At 67.3% G+C, this 20,300-nt stretch carries 19 protein-coding genes; 15 read left to right on the top strand and 4 right to left on the bottom strand.

Annotated elements, in window-relative coordinates; genetic code table 11:
- Nucleotides 1–94 precede the first annotated feature (94 nt).
- The 6 genes from H537_RS0105095 (at nt 95) to H537_RS0105070 (ending at nt 6,884) form a co-directional block, all read left to right on the top strand.
- Nucleotides 95–1,102: an amidohydrolase family protein gene (locus H537_RS0105095; protein ID WP_028997034.1), complete on the top strand. Its 1,008-nt coding sequence runs from the start codon at nt 95–97 to the stop codon at nt 1,100–1,102.
- 343 nt (nt 1,103–1,445) lie between these two features.
- Entirely contained in the window at nt 1,446–2,846 is a 1,401-nt protein-coding gene (locus tag H537_RS0105090) for an aromatic ring-hydroxylating dioxygenase subunit alpha (RefSeq protein WP_028997033.1), read from the top strand.
- A gap of 20 nt (nt 2,847–2,866) precedes the next feature.
- A complete protein-coding gene (locus H537_RS0105085) occupies nt 2,867–3,436 on the top strand; it encodes an aromatic-ring-hydroxylating dioxygenase subunit beta (protein WP_028997032.1) in 570 nt (189 codons plus the stop codon).
- Between the two features lie 14 nt (nt 3,437–3,450).
- The gene (locus tag H537_RS0105080; protein ID WP_028997031.1) at nt 3,451–4,761 is read left to right on the top strand and encodes an amidohydrolase family protein; all 1,311 of its coding nucleotides are present in this window, start codon (nt 3,451–3,453) and stop codon (nt 4,759–4,761) included.
- 140 nt (nt 4,762–4,901) lie between these two features.
- Nucleotides 4,902–6,302, top strand: a complete 1,401-nt coding sequence (locus tag H537_RS0105075) for an aromatic ring-hydroxylating dioxygenase subunit alpha (protein ID WP_028997030.1) — start codon at nt 4,902–4,904, stop codon at nt 6,300–6,302.
- Nucleotides 6,303–6,344: 42 nt separating this feature from the next.
- Entirely contained in the window at nt 6,345–6,884 is a 540-nt protein-coding gene (locus H537_RS0105070) for a 3-phenylpropionate/cinnamic acid dioxygenase subunit beta (RefSeq protein ID WP_238446611.1), read from the top strand.
- Here the strand turns inward: H537_RS0105070 and H537_RS0105065 are convergent.
- A complete protein-coding gene (locus H537_RS0105065; RefSeq protein WP_028997028.1) occupies nt 6,881–7,639 on the bottom strand; it encodes a DUF2889 domain-containing protein in 759 nt (252 codons plus the stop codon). The genes H537_RS0105070 and H537_RS0105065 overlap by 4 nt on opposite strands.
- A 94-nt stretch (nt 7,640–7,733) precedes the next feature.
- Here H537_RS0105065 and H537_RS0105060 point away from each other — a divergent pair, with 94 nt between their 5' ends.
- On the top strand, nt 7,734–8,534 hold the full coding sequence (locus H537_RS0105060; protein ID WP_028997027.1) for an SDR family NAD(P)-dependent oxidoreductase: 801 nt from the start codon (nt 7,734–7,736) through the stop codon (nt 8,532–8,534).
- A gap of 21 nt (nt 8,535–8,555) precedes the next feature.
- Here the strand turns inward: H537_RS0105060 and H537_RS0105055 are convergent, their stop codons facing one another.
- Nucleotides 8,556–10,178, bottom strand: a complete 1,623-nt coding sequence (locus tag H537_RS0105055) for an ATP-dependent acyl-CoA ligase (RefSeq protein ID WP_238446610.1) — start codon at nt 10,176–10,178, stop codon at nt 8,556–8,558.
- Nucleotides 10,179–10,363: 185 nt separating this feature from the next.
- Here H537_RS0105055 and H537_RS0105050 point away from each other — a divergent pair, with 185 nt between their 5' ends.
- Nucleotides 10,364–11,161 carry a TetR/AcrR family transcriptional regulator gene (locus H537_RS0105050; RefSeq protein WP_084150444.1) on the top strand — a complete coding sequence of 266 codons (798 nt, stop codon included), beginning with the start codon at nt 10,364–10,366 and terminating at the stop codon, nt 11,159–11,161.
- Here the strand turns inward: H537_RS0105050 and H537_RS41275 are convergent.
- Nucleotides 11,144–12,214 carry a universal stress protein gene (locus H537_RS41275; protein WP_051241918.1) on the bottom strand — a complete coding sequence of 357 codons (1,071 nt, stop codon included), beginning with the start codon at nt 12,212–12,214 and terminating at the stop codon, nt 11,144–11,146. The genes H537_RS0105050 and H537_RS41275 overlap by 18 nt on opposite strands.
- 180 nt (nt 12,215–12,394) lie before the next feature.
- Between H537_RS41275 and H537_RS0105040 the strand changes: the two genes are divergently transcribed.
- The 7 genes from H537_RS0105040 to H537_RS48870 all read left to right on the top strand — a co-directional run bounded on the left by H537_RS0105040 (nt 12,395) and on the right by H537_RS48870 (nt 19,607).
- Complete coding sequence (locus H537_RS0105040; protein ID WP_028997024.1) at nt 12,395–13,480, top strand: amidohydrolase family protein; 1,086 nt, start codon at nt 12,395–12,397, stop codon at nt 13,478–13,480.
- Between the two features lie 170 nt (nt 13,481–13,650).
- Nucleotides 13,651–14,556 (top strand): DMT family transporter, encoded by a 906-nt coding sequence (locus H537_RS0105035; protein ID WP_028997023.1) that lies wholly within the window; start codon nt 13,651–13,653, stop codon nt 14,554–14,556.
- Nucleotides 14,557–15,774 carry an MFS transporter gene (locus tag H537_RS41270; protein ID WP_051241915.1) on the top strand — a complete coding sequence of 406 codons (1,218 nt, stop codon included), beginning with the start codon at nt 14,557–14,559 and terminating at the stop codon, nt 15,772–15,774.
- Entirely contained in the window at nt 15,771–15,986 is a 216-nt protein-coding gene (locus tag H537_RS0105025; RefSeq protein ID WP_028997022.1) for a CDGSH iron-sulfur domain-containing protein, read from the top strand. Before H537_RS41270 ends, H537_RS0105025 begins: the two co-directional genes overlap by 4 nt.
- 13 nt (nt 15,987–15,999) lie before the next feature.
- Nucleotides 16,000–16,947: a quinone oxidoreductase family protein gene (locus H537_RS0105020; RefSeq protein WP_028997021.1), complete on the top strand. Its 948-nt coding sequence runs from the start codon at nt 16,000–16,002 to the stop codon at nt 16,945–16,947.
- A 12-nt stretch (nt 16,948–16,959) separates the two neighbouring features.
- Complete coding sequence (locus H537_RS0105015) at nt 16,960–18,483, top strand: MDR family MFS transporter (protein ID WP_028997020.1); 1,524 nt, start codon at nt 16,960–16,962, stop codon at nt 18,481–18,483.
- Between the two features lie 194 nt (nt 18,484–18,677).
- Nucleotides 18,678–19,607, top strand: a complete 930-nt coding sequence (locus H537_RS48870; RefSeq protein ID WP_084150442.1) for a helix-turn-helix transcriptional regulator — start codon at nt 18,678–18,680, stop codon at nt 19,605–19,607.
- 49 nt (nt 19,608–19,656) lie between these two features.
- Here H537_RS48870 and H537_RS0105005 read toward each other — a convergent pair whose 3' ends face one another.
- Nucleotides 19,657–20,223: a VOC family protein gene (locus H537_RS0105005; protein ID WP_084150441.1), complete on the bottom strand. Its 567-nt coding sequence runs from the start codon at nt 20,221–20,223 to the stop codon at nt 19,657–19,659.
- Nucleotides 20,224–20,300: the final 77 nt, after the last annotated feature.

The raw sequence follows: 20,300 nt of genomic DNA, 5'->3' as shown, positions 1-20,300 counted from the left end.
AGCACACATTGACTAAAAGTGTTCAATACATAGACTCCCGCTCCAGGCAAGCCCGGCAGGCGGGCTCGCAGTCACTGCCACGGAGCGCCAGTACATGCTGATCGATCTACACGCCCACCTTGTCACCGAAGGAATGCTCAACCGGCATGCCTTCTGGGGGCCCTTCATGAAAGCCCAAGGCTTCACAGTGGGCCATTTCTCACTGGGCACGCGCCAGCCCAAGAAGGCCGTCAGCGACGCCCAAGCGCAAGCCAACCTGCTGTCGCGCATGACGCACGATGCGCGGCGCAAGCTCATGGCCGAGCGCGGCGTGGATCGGCTCGTGATGGCCACCCCGTCGCACGCCTTCATGTATTGGGCCGAGGACTTCGGCAACGAGTACGCCCGCATCTGCAACGACGAGCTGTCCGCCTGGTGCGCACAGGATCCGGAGCATTTTGACTTCTGGGCCCACGCCAACCTGGCCGATCCCAAGGAGGCCGCGCGCGAGATCGAGCGCGCCGTCACGCAGCTCGGCGCACGCGGCGTGTGCGTCGGCGGCGCCAACTTCAACGGCCTGCAGGCCTATAGCGAGGAGCTGTATCCCGTGTGGGACAAGGTCTGCGCGCTCGACGTGCCGCTGATGGTCCATGGCTACAACCAGTCGGTCTGGTGGGGGGAGCGCCACACGGAGGACCGTTTCGAGACCACCTCCATCGTCGGCGACTGCGTGGACGAGACGCTCTTTCCCTGGTACCTGATCTGCGGCGGCGTGCTCGACGCGTTCCCGACGCTCAAGACCTATGTCACGCATGCGGGCGGCATGTTCGTGTTCCAGCTCGGACGCCTGTCGGAGCTCAACAAGACCATGGCGCCCGATGCGCGCAACAAGCGGCCGTTCATGGAGTACCTGCAGAACTTCTGGTTCGACCTCGACGTGCACCACCCGGCGCTGCGTCGGGGCGTGGCAGAGGTGGTCGGCGTGGACCGCCTGGTCATCGGTACGAACTTCGGCGGCGCCTACGACAACGGCGACCTCACCGAGGGACTGGGACTCAGCGATGCCGAGCGGGAGAAGGTGCGCGGCGGCAACGCGCTGCAGTTGCTCAAGCTCGCTCGATAAGTCCGTTCGGCACCGTACTGTGCCCTTGCGGCGCTGGCGGCTCAACCGCCGCGGGGCTGCAGCTTCCTTCTGCGCCCGAATCGCCATGTCCGCGCAAGCAGGCATGGCGATTCTTTTTGGTTGAGGAGGAAACCTGATCCAAGCGATGATCTCGGGCTGCGGGGGTCGCGATCGTCCCCGTGTACCGGCTGCCCCGGGCGCCGCGTCGCCTGCGGAATCTGATCCAGCGCAAACTCGCTGCGGGTATGGCCTATGGTTGGTCCCTATTTGTTGAACACAAAGCAGATAAGTGTCTTAGATTCGCGCCCACGCCTTGCAGTGCAGGCGCCAAGGAGACACCCACATGCTCAAGCGCAGCGACCCCATGCTGTCCGACGGAACCCGTATCTCGGACCTCATCAACCTGCAGACCCGCGAAGTCAAGTTGCGGACGCTTTCCGACAAGGAGCTCTACGAACTCGAGATGGAGAAGATTTTCGCCAGGACGTGGGTTTTCCTCGCCCACGAGACCGAGATCCCCAACCCCGGCGACTTCGTGCAGCGCGACATGGGCTCGGACTCGGTGCTGGTCACGCGCGACAAGAACGGTGAAGTCCATGTGGTGCTCAACGTGTGCACGCACCGCGCCATGAAAGTCTCAACGCTGGATTCGGGCAACACGCACATCCATACCTGCATCTACCACGGCTGGGCCTTCAGGCCCAACGGCGACTTCATCGGCGCCCCGGTGGAGAAGGAGTGCATGCACGGCAAGCTCATGACCAAGGAGCAGTTGTCGCTGAAGAAGGCGCGCGTGGCCCTTTACGGCGGGCTGGTCTTTGCCACGTGGAACGTCGACGGGCCGAGCTTCGAGGAGTTCCTGGGCGATGCCAAGTGGTACTACGACACCCTGTGGTGCCGTACGACCAAGGGCATGGAGGTGCTGGGCCCGCCGCAGCGCTTCATCATCCGCGCCAACTGGAAAGCCGCCGCGGAGCAGGGGGCCTCGGACGGCTTCCACACCCTCACGCTGCACCGCTGGCTGGGCGAGATCGGGCCGTACGCCAAGAAGCCCGGCGGCGAAGGCGGCGGCGCGGACCTGACACCGGAGATGTACGGCGTGGAGGTATGGACCGACCACGGCCACACGATGCGCTGCATCGATCTGGGCCGCAAGATCCGCCGCATCACGGGCCAGGATCCCGAGCAGCTCACGCCCGAGCAGCGCCTCACGGTGCTGCCCCCGCCGGGCATCACCCCCGAGCTGGTACCCGAGCTGCTGAGCCGCTTTACGCCCGAGCAGTTGCAGGTGATGTCCACCAACCCGCCGCAGGTGGGCAACTTCTTCCCCAACGGCCTGTTCGAGTTCATCTACCTGCCCACCGCCGACGGCAAGGTGGTCGGCGCGATGGCACTGCACACCTACGTGCCGCTGGGCCCTGACAAGTTCATGTTCATGAACTGGGTCCTGGCCGAGAAGGACACGCCGGCGCAGGTGAAGGCCGCGATGCTGCGCATTTCCTGCCAGCTTCTGGGCACCTCCGGCATGGTCGAGCAGGACGACTCCGACACCTGGCCGCACCAGACCATCGTCGCCAAGGGCGCGATGAGCCGGCACATCACGCTGAAGTACCAGGCGATGTTCGAAACCGGCAAGCCTGAAGGCTGGCCTGGCCCGGGACACGTTGGCAGCGGCTTCACCAAGGATGACACCAACTGGAGCTTCTGGCAGTACTGGCACGAGCTGATGACCACCGACTGCTGATCTGCAAAGGAGACCTGACCATGATTGCCAATCTGCTTGAACCGACGCCCCTGCCACCGACCGTGCGTGCCAACCGCGTGAGCGTGGGCAGCGCGCTCTACAACGAGATCGTCGAGTTTCTTTACGACGAGGCCGAGATGCTTGACGAGATCCGGCTCACCGAGTGGAGCGAGCTGCTGGCCCCGGACATCGAGTACAACGTGCCGCTGCGCCTGACCAAGCCGGTGCGCCAGCTCGACGGCACCGTGATCCGCACCGTCCAGCACCTGCACGACAACCATGCCTCCCTGATGCTGCGCGTACGCCGCATCACCGACACGCGCAGTGCCTGGGGGGAGGACCCGCCCTCGCGCACGCGCCGCCTGGTGAGCAACGTGCGCGTGTACAAGACGGACAAGCCCAACGAGTACAAGGTCCAGAGCTACATGCTGCTCACGCGCAGCCGGTTCGACTTCGACTACTTCGACCTGCTGCCTTGCGACCGCCACGACGTGCTGCGCAAGACGGGCCAGTCGCTGCAGTTGGCCCGCCGCGAGGTCATCATCGACCAGTCCGTGATCGGCACGCCCAATCTCGGCATCTTTCTCTGAACCGGAACCTCCCGATGAAACTGGAAGACCTCATCCTGGTCAGTGTGGACGACCATGCGATCGAGCCACGGGGTGCCTTCGACCGGCACATGCCCGCTCGCTTCAAGGGCCGCCAGCCCAAGGTGGTGCAGAGCAAGGGGCGCGACGTCTGGGTGTTCGAGGGCCGTGCCACCGGCTACATGGGCCTGAACTCCGTGGTGGGCCGTCCCAAGGACGAGTACGGCATGGAGCCCCTGGGCTACGAGCACATGCGCCGCGGCACGTGGGACGTCAAGGCGCGCGTGCAGGACATGAACGCCAACGGCGTGCTGGGCTCGATCTGCTTCCCCACCTTCCCCGGCTTTGCGGGCCAGCGGTTTCAGCAGTACCAGGCCGCACGCGACGTGTCGTTTGCCGCGATCCAGGCCTACAACGACTGGCACCTGCACGACTGGTGCAATGCCGCGCCCGGCCGCTTCATCCCGCTGGGCCTGATTCCGTGGTGGGACGGCGAGCTCGCCGCCGGCGAGATCCGCCGCATGGCCCAGCAGGGCGTGCATGCGATATCCCTGTCGGACAATCCGGCGCTGCATGGCTTCCCCTCCATCCACGACGACCACTGGGATCCGGTGTGGAAGGCCTGCGCCGACCACGACGTGGTGATCTGCTGCCACATCGGCACCGGGGTCAAGGCCGAGCATGCGTCCGATCTCACGCCCATCGACGCCTGGATCACGTCGATGCCGATCTCGATCGCCAACTCGGCGGCCGACTGGATCTGGGCGCCGATGTGGAAGAAGTACCCCAAGCTGCGCATGGCGCTGTCCGAGGGCAGCATCGGCTGGATCCCGTACCTGCTCGAGCGCGCGGACTTCACCTACCGTCATCACCACGAGTGGACGATGACGGATTTCGGCGGGGGCAAGCCCAGCGACGTGTTCCGCAAGCACATCATCACCTGCTTCATCGAGGACGAGTTCGGGCTGCGCAATCTTGGGGACATCGGCGAGGACATGGTGACTTGGGAGTGCGACTATCCGCACTCGGACTGCACCTGGCCCGGCTCGCCCGAGATCTTCCACGCACAGACCAGGCACCTGACGGATGCGCAGATCGACAAGATCGCTCACCTCAATGCCATGCGCGAGTTCTCGTACGATCCGTTTGCCATCCTCGGGCGCGAGAACTGCACGGTCGGCGCGCTGCGCGCCCAGGCCGCCGGCGTCGATACCAAGCCGCTGCTGGGCATGGGCGGCGCCCGCCCCGTGCGCGAACCGGGCAAGCCCGTCACTTCGGGCGACATCCACCGGATGTTCTGCGCGGCAGACGCCGAGACCGCGCTCTGAGCCGCTGTCGCTGCCATGCTCCCGCCCGGGGCATGGCGGCGACATGCTGCAGCACATGCGGGTTCCTATATATGTACACAGATTCGAATTCTGTCTATATTCGCCGCGCTGGACCACAATGCGAGGCGAAGGAACCCCTTATGCTGACTCCGACAATACCGACGCTGGCCGATGGCACCCGGATCGATGACCTGGTGAACCTGGCAACCCGAGAGGTGCAGATGCGCACGCTCTCGGATCCCGAAATCTACGAGCTGGAGATGGAGCGCATCTTCGGCCGCATCTGGGTCTTTCTGGGCCACGAGTCCGAGGTCCCGAACTCCGGCGACTTCGTCGTGCGCGACATGGGCTCCGACTCGGTGCTGGTGACGCGCGACAAGAGCGGCGAAGTGCACGTGATGCTCAACATGTGCACGCACCGCGGCATGCGCATCTCCACGCTCGACGCCGGCAACACGCAGATCCACACCTGCATCTACCACGGCTGGGCCTTCCGGCCCAATGGCGAGTTCCTCGGCGCGCCCGTGGAAAAGGAGCAGATGTACGGCAAGATCCGGACCAAGCAGGAACTGGGTCTGAAGAGGGCGCGCGTCACGCTCTACGGGGGGCTGATCTTCGCCACCTGGAACATCGACGGCCCCTCCTTCGAGGAGTTCCTGGGCGATGCCAAGTGGTACTACGACATGCTCTTCCAGCGCACCGACCGGGGGCTGGAGGTGCTGGGCCCGCCGCAGCGCTTCACCGTGCGCGCCAACTGGAAGGCCGCCGGCGAGCAGTCGGCCGCCGACGGCTATCACACGCTCACGCTGCACCGCTGGCTGGGCGAGGTGGGCAACTACTCCAAGAAGGGCGACGGCGAGGGCGGTGGTGGAGACCTCAGCCCCGAGATGTACGGCTCCGAGGTCAGTTCCCCGCATGGCCATGCGCTGCGCTGCATCGACCTCGCGCGCAAGATCCGCCGGCTCACGGGCAAGGATCCCTCGCAGCTGAGCATCGAAGAGAAGCTGGCGGCGCTGCCGCCGGCGGGCATGACGCCCGAGATGGTGCCGCAGCTCAAGAAGCACCTCAGCGATGGTCAACTGCAGGCACTGACGTGGATGCCGCCGCAGGTGGGCGGCATCTTCCCCAACGTGCTGTTCGGCTTCGTCTACATCCCGCAGGCCGACGGCTCGGTGGTCGGTTCGATCACCCTGCACGCCTACGTCCCGCGCGGCCCGGACAAGCTGGAGTTCGTGAACTGGATCCTGACCGAGAAGGATGCTCCTGCGGAGCTGCGCGACAAGATGCGCAAGCAGACCACGCAGCTCTTCGGCACCTCCGGCATGGTGGAGCAGGACGACTCCGACACCTGGCCCCACATGACGCTGGGCGCCAAGGGCGCCCAGGGCAAGAAGATGACGCTGAAGTACCAGGCGGTGTACGAGACCGGCAAGCCCGAAGGCTGGCCCGGTCCCGGGATCATCAACGAGGGCTTCACCAAGGACGACACGCAGTGGCACTGGTGGCTGTACTGGCGTCAGCTGATGCTGGGCGAGATCTGAGCCCCTGCAGCCCCACAAGCCACTTCCATGGAGACAATTCCCATGACCGATCTCAAGCCCGGCCAACTGGTGCCGGTGGGCTCGCCCGTCTACAACCGGGCGCTGGAGTTCCTGTACGTCGAGGCGCGCCTGCTCGACGAGATCCGCCTCAAGGAATGGGGCGCCCTGCTGGCCGAGGACCTGGTCTACACCGCCCCGCTGCGGGAGACCCGTCCGGTGAGCCAGCAGGCCGCGTCAGTGGTGCGTACCACCCAGCACTTCGAGGACGACTGGCGCTCGGTAATGGGCCGCATCATGCGGCTCACGGGCACCAAGAGCGCCTGGGCCGAGGACCCGCCCTCGCGTACGCGGCGCATGGTCACCAACGTGATGGTGGAGCAGGGCGACCAGCCCGAGGAGTACCGCGTGCGCAGCAACCTGCTGGTCACGCGCAGCCGCTTCAACTTCGACGAGCTCGACCTCATCAGCGGCGAGCGCCGTGACGTGCTGCGCGTCAGCGGCGAGAGCTTCAAGCTCGCCCGCCGCGAGATCCTGCTGGATCAGGCCGTGCTGGGCACGCCCAACCTGGCCATCTTCCTCTAGACACTGGCGTCCGCCTCGAACGCCAGCCAACCCTCGTCGTCAGCGCACAGGCGCTGCGGCGAGGTGCTGAAGTCCCAGGTCGACCCCACCACACGCAGCGCCTGCGCAGCCCGCACGGGCTGCTGTGCCCAGCACAGGCCGGTCACCCGCGCATGCGGCTGTTCGTCCAGCGGGAGGCCCTTGCCATTGGAGATGACGGCGCAGCGGCGCAGCACCAGCGCCGCCTCCGCCTCGTCCGCGGACAGTGTCTGCAGCGCCCAGCCAGCCATGGCCTGGCGCACCCCCATGCCAGCATAGAGCGGCGGCTCCACGATCGTGTCGTCCTGCAGGGACCACGACAGCAGCAACGTGCCGTCGCGCCACAGCAGGGCGTTCGTGCGTCCGGCCTCACGCAGGGGCACTTCGATGTCGTAGCGACGCGTGCTCAGGCCGCGTGCGGCCGCAGCGCAGGCCAGCCCCGCGAGCTCGAGCTGGTGCGTGCAGTGCTGGCGCGCCTCGACCGAACGCGTCACGGTATGGGCAATGGGCGACAGCGCCATGCCCACGAGCTGCTGCAACTCGGCAGCAGCGCCTTCGCACAGCGTATAAGGCTGTCGCGCGGCCGTCGCGCGCACAGCGGCGATCCGGCCCTCACGGGCCGCGAGCTCGACACGGAAATGGTGGAAGTCGTCCTCCAGCGCCGCGCGCACGCAGCTGTCGCCTCCATCGGTGCGGCTCCTGATGTCAATGCGGCGGCGGAATCTAGGCGGGGTCATGGCGGGCAAGGGTCCTCACCGGGTGTCACACGGAGGGTGAAAGTGTACGATTATCGTGAATGTGTTCAATAACCATTCCGAAATGGAGATGAGGATGACTCTGCTGAAAGACAAGGTGGCTGTGATCACGGGCGCGGGCGGCGGCATCGGCCGCGGCATCGCGCGCTGCTACGCGCGCGAGGGCGCCGCGGTGGTGGTTGCGGAGATCAACGAGGACACCGGCGTCCAGGTCGAGCGCGAGCTCAAGGAGCTCGGCGGCCGGGCACTGTTCGTGCGCACCGATGTGATGCGCAAGGAGGCGGTCCAGGGTGCGGTGCGCGCTGCAGTGGATGCCTTCGGTGGCCTGGACATCCTGGTCAACAACGCGTTCGTGCCATCGCCCAACGTGCTGCTGGAGGACAAGACCGACGAGATGCTGGCGCAGACCCTGAACTCCACGCTCTGGGCCACGTGGTGGGCCATGCAGGCGGCGCTGCCGCTGATGCGCGCGCGCGGTGGCGGGCGCATCATCAACTTCACCTCCATCGATGTGGAGGTCGGCGCCTGGCAGCATGCCGACTACAACAGCGGCAAGTCGGCGGTGGTCGGTCTCACGCGCAGCGCTGCTGCTGAATGGGGGCGCTTCAACATCACGGCCAACGCGATCGCGCCGACCGCGATGGGCGCCACGTTCCACAAGCTCGCGGCCGAGGTGCCGGGCTTTGCCGAGAAATCGGCCGCCGCGCGCCCCCTGGGGCGTTCGGGCGACCCTGAACTCGACATCGGCCCGGTGGCCGTATTCCTGGGCTCGGAGATGTCGCGCTACGTCACTGGCGAGACGCTGCACGTGGACGGCGGGCTGCACCTGCCGGGCTACAACTCGCGGCCCCCGCACGTGCCCGTGCGGGAGTACTGAGTCCGATCGATGGAGCGCGTGTCAGCGCTTCTTCACGCTGATGCCGCTGGCTTCCTGGTCCCAGGTGGCCGCGGTGCAGCCCTCGTCGCGCAGCAAGTACTTGAGCACGCGCCCTTGAGGGTTCTTGGGCAGCGTGTCGCGGAACTCGATGTAGCGCGGCAGCGCGTAGTACGGCACCGAGTCCACGGCCCAATGGAACAGGGCTTCGGGGGTCAGCGTGGCGCCAGGGCGCAGGATGGCGGTGACCTTCACGTCGTCCTCGCCCTTGGGCGAAGGCACCGCGTGCACGGCGACTTCGGCCAGGTCGGGATGGCGCGCGAAGGCGGCCTCCATCTCGAAGCTGGAAATGTTCTCGCCACGGCGGCGCAGGTAGTCCTTCTTGCGGTCGACGAAGTAGAAGAAGCCCTGCTCGTCGAATTTGCCGATGTCGCCCGTGTGGAGCCACAGGTTGCGCAGCAGCTTGAGCGTGTCCTCGGGGCGACGCCAGTAGCCCATGAACATGATGTCGGGCTTGAGCGGGCGCACGATGATCTCGCCCGCCTGGCCCGCGGGCAGCTCACGGTCGTGCTCGTCCACGATGCGCACATCGAATTCCGGGATGCGCCGGCCCGAGGAGCCCGGTGCCGCGTATTCACCGCCAGGCAGCGACGTCACCACCGCCGCCTCCGTCAGGCCGTAGCCGTTGCCTCCCACCTGACGGGCACCGAAGCGCTCGCGCCAGACGGTCTTGACCTCTTCGGTGAAGGGGTTGCCGCGCACGGTATGGATCTGCCCCTTGCAGCGCAGCGCCGCCTCGTTGTCGGGCGCGTTGGCCAGCAGCGCGCCCATGCTGCCCAGGATGGATGCGATGGTGGCGCCGCTGCGCTCGACCTCGGGCCAGAAGTTGCTCACCGAGAAGCGCGGCACGATGGCCACGCGCGCGCCCACCAGGATCGTGGCCACGACGCCCACGCACAGCGCATTCATGTGGAACAGCGGCAGCGGCGTGATCGTCACGTCGTCGGCGGTGGCCGGGCCGGCACGCAGCTGCTGGCGTGCCAAGTGCACCATGTAGTTGTGGCTGACCATGCAGCCCTTGGACGGCCCGGTCGTGCCCGAGGTGTAGATCAGGCAGGCCAGCTCGCCGGGTTGTGGCTTGCGCTCGAACGGCGTGTCATCGCTGCCGCGGTGCGCATCCAGCGCCGCGAGCGTGAGCGTGCCGCACAGCGCGCTCTCTGGCCGGCCGCGCTGCAGCACCAGCCGAGCTTCGGGCAGTTCGGCCGACACCGCGGCAATGCGTGCGACGTAGTCGGCCTCGCAGACCACGATCGCCGCGCTAGCGTCGGCGATCTGGTGGCGCAGGAAATCGCCCTTGAGCGCGGTGTTGATCGGCACGCTGACCGCGCACAGCTTGTTGATGGCCAGCCAGCACAGCACCGCGTCAAGGTTGTTGTCCAGCATCGTGACGACGGTCTGGCCAGCCTGCACGCCCAACGCCGCCAGCTCGTGCGCCAGCCGCGTCGACATCATGTCCACCTCGCCGTAGGTCACCAGCTGCCCCGAGAAGTCCAGCAGGACCCGGTCAGGATGGCTCTTGGCCACGCGCTCCAGCGCAGCAATCGGTGTGTCTTGCTCACCCAGGTACCAGGTGGCTTCGGGTCCCATGCCGGTCATCTCGTGCGTCCTTCCGTGCAGTTGTTCAGGAAAAATCGGTCCAGGAGTGGAGAGGAAAAAATGATTCTGATATTAGAAGACAATTCTAATGCCTGCATGGCTTTGCCAGATCGCTGGAAAACCCGCACAGACGCGAAACCGAAACTACCCACCATTAACCTCAGGAGGAACTGCGCATGAGCCGCTCCAATCCATCCGGCAACGCCGCCGTGCAGGCGGCTGCCAAGCGACCCGGCAAGAGCACTGTGGCCAAGGCCCCGGCGTCAAAGTCGGCGGCAGGCAAGGCCAAGCCGGGCAAGGCCGCAACTGCCAAGGCGCAGGTGGGCCAGCCAGCCGCGGGCGCGCAGGTCATTGCCCTGCCTGATCGTGGCGCGCAACAGCGCCGGCGCAGCAACCGCCGCTCGGAGCAGACGATCGATCGCATCCTGGCGGCCACGGAAAACATCGTCTTGCAGTCCGGCGCCGAGCGGATCTCGATCCTCGACGTGTGCCGCGCCGCCGATGTCTCGCGCGGGACGTTCTACCGTTACTTCGCTTCTCAGGAGGAACTGCTTGATGCCTTCTCGCGCCACAAGCGCGAGACGTTTCACCGCACCCTTGTCGAGTCGGTGGAGGTGTTCACGGACCCCGATGAGCGCTTTGCCGCTCTGGTGCGCTACCTGGACGAGTACCTGGAGCGCGGCAATTCGCGGCGGCTGCTCGTGGTGGCGCCGGACTATGCGCTGGGCTTCTTCAAGCGCATCTTTCACGACTCGGTGGTGCGCTTCCAGGACGTGCTGGGCATCGTGTTCGATGCCTGGGAGGAGCGCCTGGACATCAAGCTCGACCGCGAGCTGGTGTGCGAGATGCTGATCCGCTACGTGCTCAGCGAGCAACTCGTGCCCAGCGAGGGCGGCCGCAAGGCGCTGCCGCGCCGCATTGCCCGCCTGGTCGAGTCGCTGGTCACGGGCGGGACATCACGCGTGCGTCGCTGAAGCGGCGGCCGGCGCAACGCCGGCCATGTCCTTGCGCAGCAAGGCTGCAGCCACGTGCCTGAACAGCCGCTCCAGCGGCAGCCCGGGCTGCAGCTCGCGCAGCGGGTCATCATGGGTGGTGAAGGCCTGTGCCACCTCTGACCAGTCGCCTTCGCTGAGGTAGCGACGGGTGGCCGGGAACACGAGCGCCTCTTCCATGCCCATGTGCTCCCACACGGTGCCCGCGAGCTGCTGCACCGCATCGCCCACCGCCTCCAGCGACGCCGCCTCGCTGCTGTCATAGCGCGAGAGCGCATCCGCCAGCGCCTGGACGCGGCGCTGCTCCTGCCCGTGCTGGCGCTCGAGTTCCAGCAGCACGTGGTCAAGCTCGTGCGTACGCTGGCGCAGCAGGCGGAACAGGACCGTTTCCTCCTTCGGGTGATGCTGGGTGCCGGGAAACTCGCGCAGGTAGCGCACCATCTCCGCCGCAAGCCCGACATCCAGTTGCTGGCCCGGCAAGCGGGCCGCACGCACCAGGTGCTGCAGGCCCTGCAGCACTGCCGCGATCGCACGGTGCTCGCCGGCCACGATGCCCAGTGCCCTGGCCGCGGGCGCGCACGCGTCATTGGACTCGACGGCGGACACCAGCACCGGCAGATCGGCGAGTTGCAGCAGATGCTGCGTCACGCTGTGGCGTAGCCAGCCACGCAGGCCCGGCGCGCGCCCGTGCGCACTGACGAAGACAAGGTCGCACCCGTGGCGGTGCGCGGCTTCGACGATGGCCTGCGCAGGCTGGTCGCTCGTGCGCGACTCGGTGCCGCAGCTCACACCGGCCGCGCCTGCCGCCGCGGCAGCCTTCACGAGCACGGCACTGGCCGCGCCGGCGGCTTCCTGTGCGAAAGCCTCCTGGTCGAGCGTGTACAGCAGCGCGCCTTCTCCGGTGGCGGCAAGGTCCGGCGCCGCGTGAAAGAACGTGATGCGCGCACCCGCGGAGCGCGCGAACTCGACGCTGCGCGTGACGGTGGCATCTCCGAGCGGACTGTCGTCCAGCGCTACAAGCAGGTGTCGGTACATCGGTGCTCTCCTGTGTCGTGAGGGATGTGCACACGGCGCGAAAAGCCCGCGTGACGTGCCATTGCAAGGCATGACGCCGCCGGCGCAAGTCAGCGTAAACGCTAAATTGAACAAAAACTCAAAATGTGCACAATTTGGTGTGATCATCCTCCAAGGCTACTTCTGAAGGCGACCTAGACCATGCTGATCGACCTGCATGCACATGCGCCCCATCCGGGCTACTACAACCAGCACCCGCACTGGGGGCCGTTCTTCGAGCAGCACAGCGACGGCGACGTCAAGCTGCGCGTGGGGCACTGGATCCTTGGGCTGGGCTCGCCCGAGCGCAAGGCCGCGGTGCGCTCGGGCCAGGGCCTGCAGCTCGAGGAGTACCTCGCGCGCTGGGCCGACCCCAAGAACCGCCTGGCGGGCATGGACGCCGCAGGCCAGAACGCGCAGGTCGTCTCGGTGCCCTCGCACTGCTACATGTACTGGGCCGACCCGGAGTTCAGCGTGCGCTTCGCGCGCAAGGTCAACGACACGCTGGCCGAGTACTGCTCGGGCGCACCCGATCGGCTGATGTTCTGGGCGCACGCGCCGCTGAACGCGCCGCACGAGGCGGCCAAGGAGCTGCGCCGCGCGTGCACGCAGCTCGGCGCCAAGGGGCTGGTGGCCGGCGGGGCCAACTTCGGCGGGCTGGAGTACGACTCGCCGCAGCTGGACGTGGTGTGGGCCACGCTGTGCGACCTGGACCTACCGATCTTCGTGCACGGCTACAACCAGTCGGTGACGTGGGGGCTGCAGGCCAACCACGACAAGTACGAGACCACGGCCATCGTGGGCATGAACTACGACGAGACGCGCTGCTTCTGGTACCTCGTCAACGGCGGGGTGCTCGACCGCTTCCCCAAGCTGAAGGTCTACATCACGCACGGCGGGGGCTTCGTGCCCTACCAGCTCGGGCGCCTGGCGCAGACCAACCGCAACCTGGACGTCACGCACAACAAGCGCCCGGTGCTGGAGTACATGAAGAACTTCTACTTCGACGTGGAGCTGCACGAGCTGCCCATGCGCCAGGCGCTGGTGGACATCATCGGGGCGGACCAGGTGGTGTATGGCAGCAACTTCGGCGGCTCCGATGCCGTGCGCCACGACCTCACCGAGGGCCTGCGGCTGTCGCAGCCGGACCTGGACAAGATCCGCTGGAAGAACGCCTGCGAGCTGCTGCACCTGGACCCGGCCAAGCTGGGCCGGCCCGCAACGCAACCGGCGGCGACGCCTGCGTGATGTTCCTGCATGGCACTTGCGACGTGGTCCCTGCCTGGCCCCAGGCATTGCCGGCTTGTCGGGCCCGGCAAGCGCATGGTGCCGTGCCTGAGCTCCTGGCTCGCGCGCGGGCGGGCTGGCCTGGCGAGCCGGTGCAGGCGCCCTGCGTCGGGCGGACGGTGCCCTGAGTCATGGTTCGGCTCACCCGGAACCAGGCCTTCGCGCTGGTGCTGCTCACGCTCTTCTGGGGCCTGAACTGGCCCGTGATGAAGGCCGCCGTGACGACGTATCCGCCGATGAGCTTTCGTGCGCTGTCGATGCTGCTGGGGCTGCCGTGCCTGGCACTGGGCCTGCGGCTGCTCCAGGTGCCTTTCGCCGTGCCGCGCCGGCACTGGGGCGAGCTGGCGCTGCTGGCAGTGACGAACATGGTGGTGTGGCACGTGGGGCTCATGCTGGCGCTGCCGCACCTGAGCTCCGGTCGGGCCGCCATCCTGGGCTATACCATGCCGGTGTTCTCGGCGCTGTGGGGCATGGCCCTGTGGCGCCAGCGTCTGGGCGCGCGTCAGGCACTGGGGGTCGCGGCGGCAGGTGCGGGCGTGCTGCTGCTCCTGTGGCACGAGGTGGCACGCCTGAGCGGTGCCGTGGGCGCAGCGGCGACGCTGCTGGCTTCGACGGCGGTATGGGCGCTGGGCACCCAGCAGCTGCGCCGCTCGCGGCTGCCCGCACCGACGCTGGCCATCGCCTTCTGGATGACGACGCTGACCACGCTCGTCGTGTGCGTCATCGCGGCGCTGACCGAGGCGCCGCGATGGCGAGTGCCCTTGGCGCTGGAATGGTGGGCCATCATCTACAACGCGGTGTTGATCTTTGGCTTCTGCCACGCGGCGTGGTTCCAGCTCGCACGCGCGCTGCCGCCCACGGCCTCCAGCGTGAGCATCTGCATGATCCCGGTGCTCGGGCTGTTGTCCGGGGCCGGTCTGCTGGGTGAGCGGCTGCACTGGCAGGACGGTGTGGCCGTGGGACTCATCGTGCTCGCCATCGGGACCGTGCTGTGGCCCCCGCGCGTGCACGTGGCGGCAAAGCCCTGCGAGGCCTGAATGGAGCGAACCGAAGCTGCAAAGCCAGGGCGCACGGCGCGCGAGAGCTTCAGCGCAGCGCTGCTGGCGCTCATCACCTGCCAGGTCGGCCTGCACGCCTGCACGCAGGGCGTGCGCATGGCCGCGCCACTGCAGGCCTTGGGTGCGGGGCAGGGTGAGTGGTCCGTCGGCGTGCTGCTGGCGCTGTTCGCCGTCTTCCCGGCCCTGTTGGCCGTGGCCGCAGGACGCATGGCCGACCGGCACGGTTACCACCGGCCCGTGCACCTGGCAGGCACGCTGTCGCTGCTCGGCGCGCTTGCGGCCGCGGTCTCCGGCCACTATCTCGTGCTGTGCCTGGCCGCTGCGATGTGCGGCGCGGGATCGGGCTTCGGCATGGTGGCGATCCAGCGCACAGGCGGGCGCCTGGCGCACGACCGCACCGAACGCATGCGCATCTTCAGCTGGATCGCGCTGGCCCCGGCTGTCGCCGGACTGATAGGACCACTGCTGGCCGGCACGCTGATCGACGCGCTGGGCTTCCGGGCGGCCTTCGCCGCGCTGGCAGTCCTGCCCGCTGCCACGCTGGTGGTGGCGCAGGCAGTGCCGCGTGAAACAGGCCGGGTGGCCGACGCGGCCGACACGCGCCCGCGCCCAGCGTGGGAGTTGCTGCGCGACGCGCGTTTCAGGCGGCTGCTGTTCATCAACTGGCTGGTGTCGGCAAGCTGGGACGTCTTTGGCTTCGCGCTGCCCATCGTCGGCCATGCCCACGGTCTGAGCGCCTCGGCCATCGGCGGCGTGCTGGCGGCCTACGCGCTGGCCTCCATGGGCGTGCGGCTGCTGATTCCGCTGCTGGCGCACCGCCTCTCGCGGCGGTTGATGATGGTTGGCGCCCTGTCGGCCGTGGCGTTCGTGTACGCCGTGTTCCCGCTGCTGCAGGGCGCCTGGGCCATGGGCGTGGCTGCCGCGGTGCTGGGCCTGGCACTGGGCACCATTCAGCCTGCCATCCTGGCCAGCGTGCATGACATCGCGCCGCCTGAGCGCCAAGGAGAGGCCATGGCGGTGCGCTCGATGAGCGTGCATCTGTCCATGGCGCTCACGCCGCTGCTGTTCGGCGTCGCCGGCAGCGCCATCGGCGCGGCCACGCTGTTCTGGCTGATGGCAGCAGCACTGGGTGCCGGCGGCTGGCAAGCCCGTGCCATGGGCACCGCAGACGAATCCACCAGAGGAGAGAACCGATGAGCAACGTGAAGATCACCGCGCTGAAGAATGGCCCATTGAAGGTCGAGGGCGTGATCGAGCTGTTCAACGTCGACGTGCCCGTGCCCACCTCGGGCGCCGCAGTGTTCCTGTGTCGCTGTGGCGCGTCGAGCAAGAAGCCGTTCTGCGACGGCACGCACTCGAAAGTCGGCTTCCAGGCTGCCGCCGCGGCGGTGCCCGAGAGCAAAGAGTAAGGCAGGAGACACCATGAAAGCAGCCATCATCACCGAGCGCGGCGCAGCGCCGCAGGTCGGAGAGTTTCGTGAGCCCACGGCGCAGGACGGTGCCGTGCTCATCGACGTCGACACCGCCGGCCTGGGCGGCTGGGACACGCTGGGCGCGTACCGCCTGGGCGTGAGCTTTCCCTGCGTGATCCGGGGCGAGGGTGTGGGCCGGCGCGTGGCGGACGGCCAGCGCGTGTACTTCGGCGAGCGCTCGGTGCAGCCCTTTGGCGCCTGGGCCGAGCGTACGCTGGTACCTGCCGAGGAGGTGTGGGAGGTGCCCGACGACGTGGACGATCGCACGGCCATTTCCATGGGCATTGCCGCCACGGGGGCCATCGTGCCGCTGGAGCAGGCGCACATTCAGAAGGGCGAGAACGTGCTGGTGCTGGGTGCCACCGGCACGCTTGGACAGATTGCGCTGCAGCTGGCACGCCACTTCGGTGCCGGGCGCGTCGTTGGCGCCGCACGCTCGCAACCGGCCCTGGCCCGGCTGCAGGAGCGCGGCATCGCGGACGCCGTGGTCCAGCTCGGCGGCCCAGACGATGTCGCCGCGCTGAAGGAAGCGTCCAATGGCGGCTTCGACGTGGTGCTCGACCTGGTGTGCGGCCAGCCATTGCTGTCCTCGCTCAAGGCCACGCGCTGGGGCGCTCGCATCATGACCGTCGGTACCGGGGCAGGACGCCAGATCCAGCTGGACATGGCCGACTTGCTGTTCCGCACCCTGTCCACCGTGGGCACCGGCCAGCGCCCTCCGGCCGACCGGCGCGCCATCTGGGAGCGGCTGCTCGAGCTGGCGCGCAGCCCCGGCATCGTGCTGGAATACGCCGACTACACGCTGGACCAGGCGGCCCAGGCGTGGGCCGCACAGCTCAGTGGTCCGCACGCCAAGATCGTGGCAACTGTCTCCCCGCACGGGCGCCGTTTCGCATAAGGCGCGTCCGAGATGAGCACCCCGGCCGCGGTCGTGCAGCACCGCGGGATGATCACGCTGTCGCTGATGCTCGCGACGGTCATGCAGGCGCTGGACACCACCATTGCCAACGTGGCCTTGCCGCACATGCAGGGCAGCCTGCAGAGCTCGCTGGACCAGATCAGCTGGGTGCTCACCTCCTACATCGTCGCCACGGCCATCGCCACGCCGCTCACGGGCTGGTTGTGCATGCGCTACGGACGCCGCCAGGTTTTCCTTGTCTCGGTGGTGGGGTTCACGCTGGCGTCGCTGCTTTGTGGCTTGTCCAGTACCCTGTGGCAGGTGGTCGCCGCGCGAGTGCTCCAGGGCCTTTTCGGCGCGGCACTCGTGCCGCTGTCGCAAGCGGTGCTGCTGGACATCAACCCCAAGGAAAAGGTCAGCCAGGCAATGGCGCTGTGGGGCGCCGGTACCATGGTCGGCCCGATTCTCGGACCGCTGCTGGGGGGCTGGCTGACCGAGCAGGCCAACTGGCGCTGGGTGTTCTTCATCAATCTTCCGGTGGGCGCGCTGGCCTTTTACGGCATCGCACGCTACCTGCCCGAAAGCCGTCCCTCGCAAGAGCGGCTGGACCTCTTCGGCTTCGTGAGCTTGAGCTTTGCGGTGGCGCTGCTACAGCTCTTTCTTGACCGGGGCGAGCACCTGGACTGGTTCGATGCCACGGAAATCCGCCTGGAGGCCGCTGGCGCGGCCGTCGCCCTGGCCTGCTTTGTCGTCCATACCTGGACCACCCCCAGCGAGTCGTTTCTCAACCGCGCGCTGCTGCGGGACCGCAACTTCGTCATCGGCAACGTGCTGATGTTCGTCGTCGGAATCCTGCTGTACGCGACGCTGGCGCTGCTACCTTCCCTGTTTCAGGGGCTCATGGGCTACCCGGTGCAATTCACCGGGCAAGTGATTGCGCCGCGTGGCTTGGCCACGATGGCGACGATGATGCTGGTGGGCCGCCTACTGCACTACTTCGATGCACGCGCCATCATGGCGGTCGGGATCTCGCTTATGGTGCTGTCGCTGTACCAGATGACGCGCATCACGCTGGACATGGACAGCTCGCTGTTCATCATCTCCGGCGTGCTGCAGGGCATCGGCCTGGGCCTGACGTTCGTGCCGCTGAGCGCGGTCACCTTCGCCACGTTGGGAGCAAACTTGGCCGTGGAGGGCACGCCGATCTTCGCCCTGTTGCGCAACATCGGAGGCAGCATCGGCATTGCCATGGTGCAGGTGTTGCTGACGCGGGGATCTGCCCAGGCGCATCATGACCTGTCCTCTCATGTGACGTTATCCAATCCGGCCGTGCACGAGCTGCCTGCGGCCCTGAGCCCGTCCACCGCCGAAGGCCTTGCGGCGCTCAATGCCGTGGTGAGCCGCGAAGCGATGATGATGTCCTACGTCGGCGATTTCCAGGTACTGCTGGTCATGGCGCTGCTGCTGTTGCCAATGCTGCTGCTGTTGCGCCGCTCGTCGACCGGCACGGCCCGCGTCGACGCGGTGCTGGACTGATACCGGCGCGCTGATGCTGCCAGGGCTTGGGCCGCCGAGCTGGCATGCTGCTCTAGCGGCGGGTTGGCGGGCCACGCGCAGCCTGTGCGGGCTCCGGGGCGCCAACACGGGTAGTCCCGAAGTTGAACTAAAACACTTTTAGTGTCTAAATCTCGCCAAGCCGGAACGGATCCGGCGGCAGGGAACACACGCGCATGCAGACGGCGGAACTCAAGCCTTTGATGGACCGGCTGGCGCCGATCAAGGTGATCGGCGCGCACCTTGCGGAGGGCGCGTACGAGGTGGCGGTGCAGGACATCCACTGGCAGCAGCCGGGCTCGATCCGGGTGCTGTCCAAGGCGCACTGCCTGGTCGAACTCAACGAGCCGGCACCCTGTCCCGAAGACGAGCGCACCCGCTACGTGGTGTGCGGCGTGGACGGGGCGGAGCGCTCCACGGGCACGCTGAACTTCATGCCGCCTGACACCGAGGTGTCGGTCCGCTGGACGGCGGGGCGCCGTCGCTCGGTGGTGTGTGTCATGGAACCGCGACGCCTGGGATTGCTCGCGGGCATCGACTGGTGCTGGGATGCGGCCGACCCAACGCTGCTGATCGACATGCACAACGAGCGGGTGCACGCGTGCATGCGCTGGCTGGTGCAGGAGATGACGGCGCCGTCGTTCGCCAGTCCGCTGCAGACCAGTGCCCTCCTGACCATGCTGGCGATCGAGCTGCACCGGCATTGTGTGCCGGGCAGCGGCGTGCCGGCGGCGCCACGCGGTCGGCTGAGCAGCCAGCAGCTCAACCTCATCCAGGAGACGATCGAGGCCTGTGGCGAACCGTCGGGCCCCTCGCTGTCGACGCTGGCCGATGCCTGCGGGTTGTCAGCACGCGAGCTCTCGTCGGTGTTCAAGAAGACCACCGGGCACACCCTGCGCAGCTATGTGGCGACGGTGCATATTGCGCGTGCCAAGGTGCTGCTCGGCGACGAGGCACTGCTCATCAAGCAGGTGGCTTATCGCAGCGGCTTTCGCAGTGCCGCTGCCTTCAGTGACGCGTTTCGCCGTGCCACCGGGCTCACGCCGGTGCAGTACCGTCAGCGGTTGGGCCTGCCGCCGCAGCGAGACGACGCGCTTGCGCATTGATCTGCGCGCGCGGGGCCCGGCCTGGCGAGGCCTGCGTCGATGACACCGCCTATGGGCAGCCCCGTGCGGCCAGCAGCTCGGACATGTCGCGCAGGGGCCGCTGGCCGTCGAAGCGCTGGTGCTCACGGTACTGCGCCAGGGTGAACTGCCATAGGCGTTCCCCGACGTCCAGCAGCTCGATGAAGCAGCCCATGCTGGCAAGCGCATCGAAGAAGGCATGGCGGCCGATGCCTTCGACCTCGCCGGTCAACACGACTTCCAGCCCGGCCGCGCGGTGCGCAGCGAAGCGGCGGTCGTACTCGCCCGGCGGCATCAGGCGAATGTCTGGAAACACGTGGTGTACCGTTTCCCCCTTCACGTCCAGGATCTCGCGCCAGATCGAGGGCGTGTCGTCCAGCGGCTCGATGAACTCGACCACCGTGGTGCCCAGGCTGCCGAGTGCCACGCGATGCGGATCGCGGCACGGCTGACCGCGGTAGAGCCGCGCCCGGTCGTGCGGTTCGATGAGGTAGAACGGGCCCGCACCGACGTTGCGTGCCCACTCTCGGGCCGCACGCTCGACGTCGTGCACCACGTAGCAGATTTCCGTGAACGAGGGAGGATCTATAACAGACATCGAAACCTTTGTTGTCGGTCAGTGGGATGAACCAGGAGGCGGCCTCCACGCCAACCCGGGCGGCCGCACCGCGTGCC

Origin of the sequence: Azohydromonas australica DSM 1124 (assembly GCF_000430725.1) — a bacterium.
Classification (GTDB): domain Bacteria; phylum Pseudomonadota; class Gammaproteobacteria; order Burkholderiales; family Burkholderiaceae_C; genus Azohydromonas; species Azohydromonas australica.
This window is presented reverse-complemented; position numbering and strand designations above follow the sequence as displayed.

What these genes read in the sequence shown, in the direction of transcription:
- H537_RS0105050 (WP_084150444.1), top strand. Translation starts at nt 10,364, where the DNA reads ATGAGCCGCTCCAATCCATCCGGCAACGCCGCCGTGCAGGCGGCTGCC.
- H537_RS0105085 (WP_028997032.1), top strand. Translation starts at nt 2,867, where the DNA reads ATGATTGCCAATCTGCTTGAACCGACGCCCCTGCCACCGACCGTGCGT.
- H537_RS0105020 (WP_028997021.1), top strand. Translation starts at nt 16,000, where the DNA reads ATGAAAGCAGCCATCATCACCGAGCGCGGCGCAGCGCCGCAGGTCGGA.
- H537_RS0105070 (WP_238446611.1), top strand. Translation starts at nt 6,345, where the DNA reads ATGACCGATCTCAAGCCCGGCCAACTGGTGCCGGTGGGCTCGCCCGTC.
- H537_RS41270 (WP_051241915.1), top strand. Translation starts at nt 14,557, where the DNA reads ATGGAGCGAACCGAAGCTGCAAAGCCAGGGCGCACGGCGCGCGAGAGC.
- H537_RS0105090 (WP_028997033.1), top strand. Translation starts at nt 1,446, where the DNA reads ATGCTCAAGCGCAGCGACCCCATGCTGTCCGACGGAACCCGTATCTCG.
- H537_RS0105080 (WP_028997031.1), top strand. Translation starts at nt 3,451, where the DNA reads ATGAAACTGGAAGACCTCATCCTGGTCAGTGTGGACGACCATGCGATC.
- H537_RS0105040 (WP_028997024.1), top strand. Translation starts at nt 12,395, where the DNA reads ATGCTGATCGACCTGCATGCACATGCGCCCCATCCGGGCTACTACAAC.
- H537_RS0105025 (WP_028997022.1), top strand. Translation starts at nt 15,771, where the DNA reads ATGAGCAACGTGAAGATCACCGCGCTGAAGAATGGCCCATTGAAGGTC.
- H537_RS0105075 (WP_028997030.1), top strand. Translation starts at nt 4,902, where the DNA reads ATGCTGACTCCGACAATACCGACGCTGGCCGATGGCACCCGGATCGAT.
- H537_RS0105055 (WP_238446610.1), bottom strand. Translation starts at nt 10,178, where the DNA reads ATGGGACCCGAAGCCACCTGGTACCTGGGTGAGCAAGACACACCGATT.
- H537_RS0105015 (WP_028997020.1), top strand. Translation starts at nt 16,960, where the DNA reads ATGAGCACCCCGGCCGCGGTCGTGCAGCACCGCGGGATGATCACGCTG.
- H537_RS0105005 (WP_084150441.1), bottom strand. Translation starts at nt 20,223, where the DNA reads ATGTCTGTTATAGATCCTCCCTCGTTCACGGAAATCTGCTACGTGGTG.
- H537_RS41275 (WP_051241918.1), bottom strand. Translation starts at nt 12,214, where the DNA reads ATGTACCGACACCTGCTTGTAGCGCTGGACGACAGTCCGCTCGGAGAT.
- H537_RS0105095 (WP_028997034.1), top strand. Translation starts at nt 95, where the DNA reads ATGCTGATCGATCTACACGCCCACCTTGTCACCGAAGGAATGCTCAAC.
- H537_RS0105035 (WP_028997023.1), top strand. Translation starts at nt 13,651, where the DNA reads ATGGTTCGGCTCACCCGGAACCAGGCCTTCGCGCTGGTGCTGCTCACG.
- H537_RS48870 (WP_084150442.1), top strand. Translation starts at nt 18,678, where the DNA reads ATGCAGACGGCGGAACTCAAGCCTTTGATGGACCGGCTGGCGCCGATC.
- H537_RS0105060 (WP_028997027.1), top strand. Translation starts at nt 7,734, where the DNA reads ATGACTCTGCTGAAAGACAAGGTGGCTGTGATCACGGGCGCGGGCGGC.
- H537_RS0105065 (WP_028997028.1), bottom strand. Translation starts at nt 7,639, where the DNA reads ATGACCCCGCCTAGATTCCGCCGCCGCATTGACATCAGGAGCCGCACC.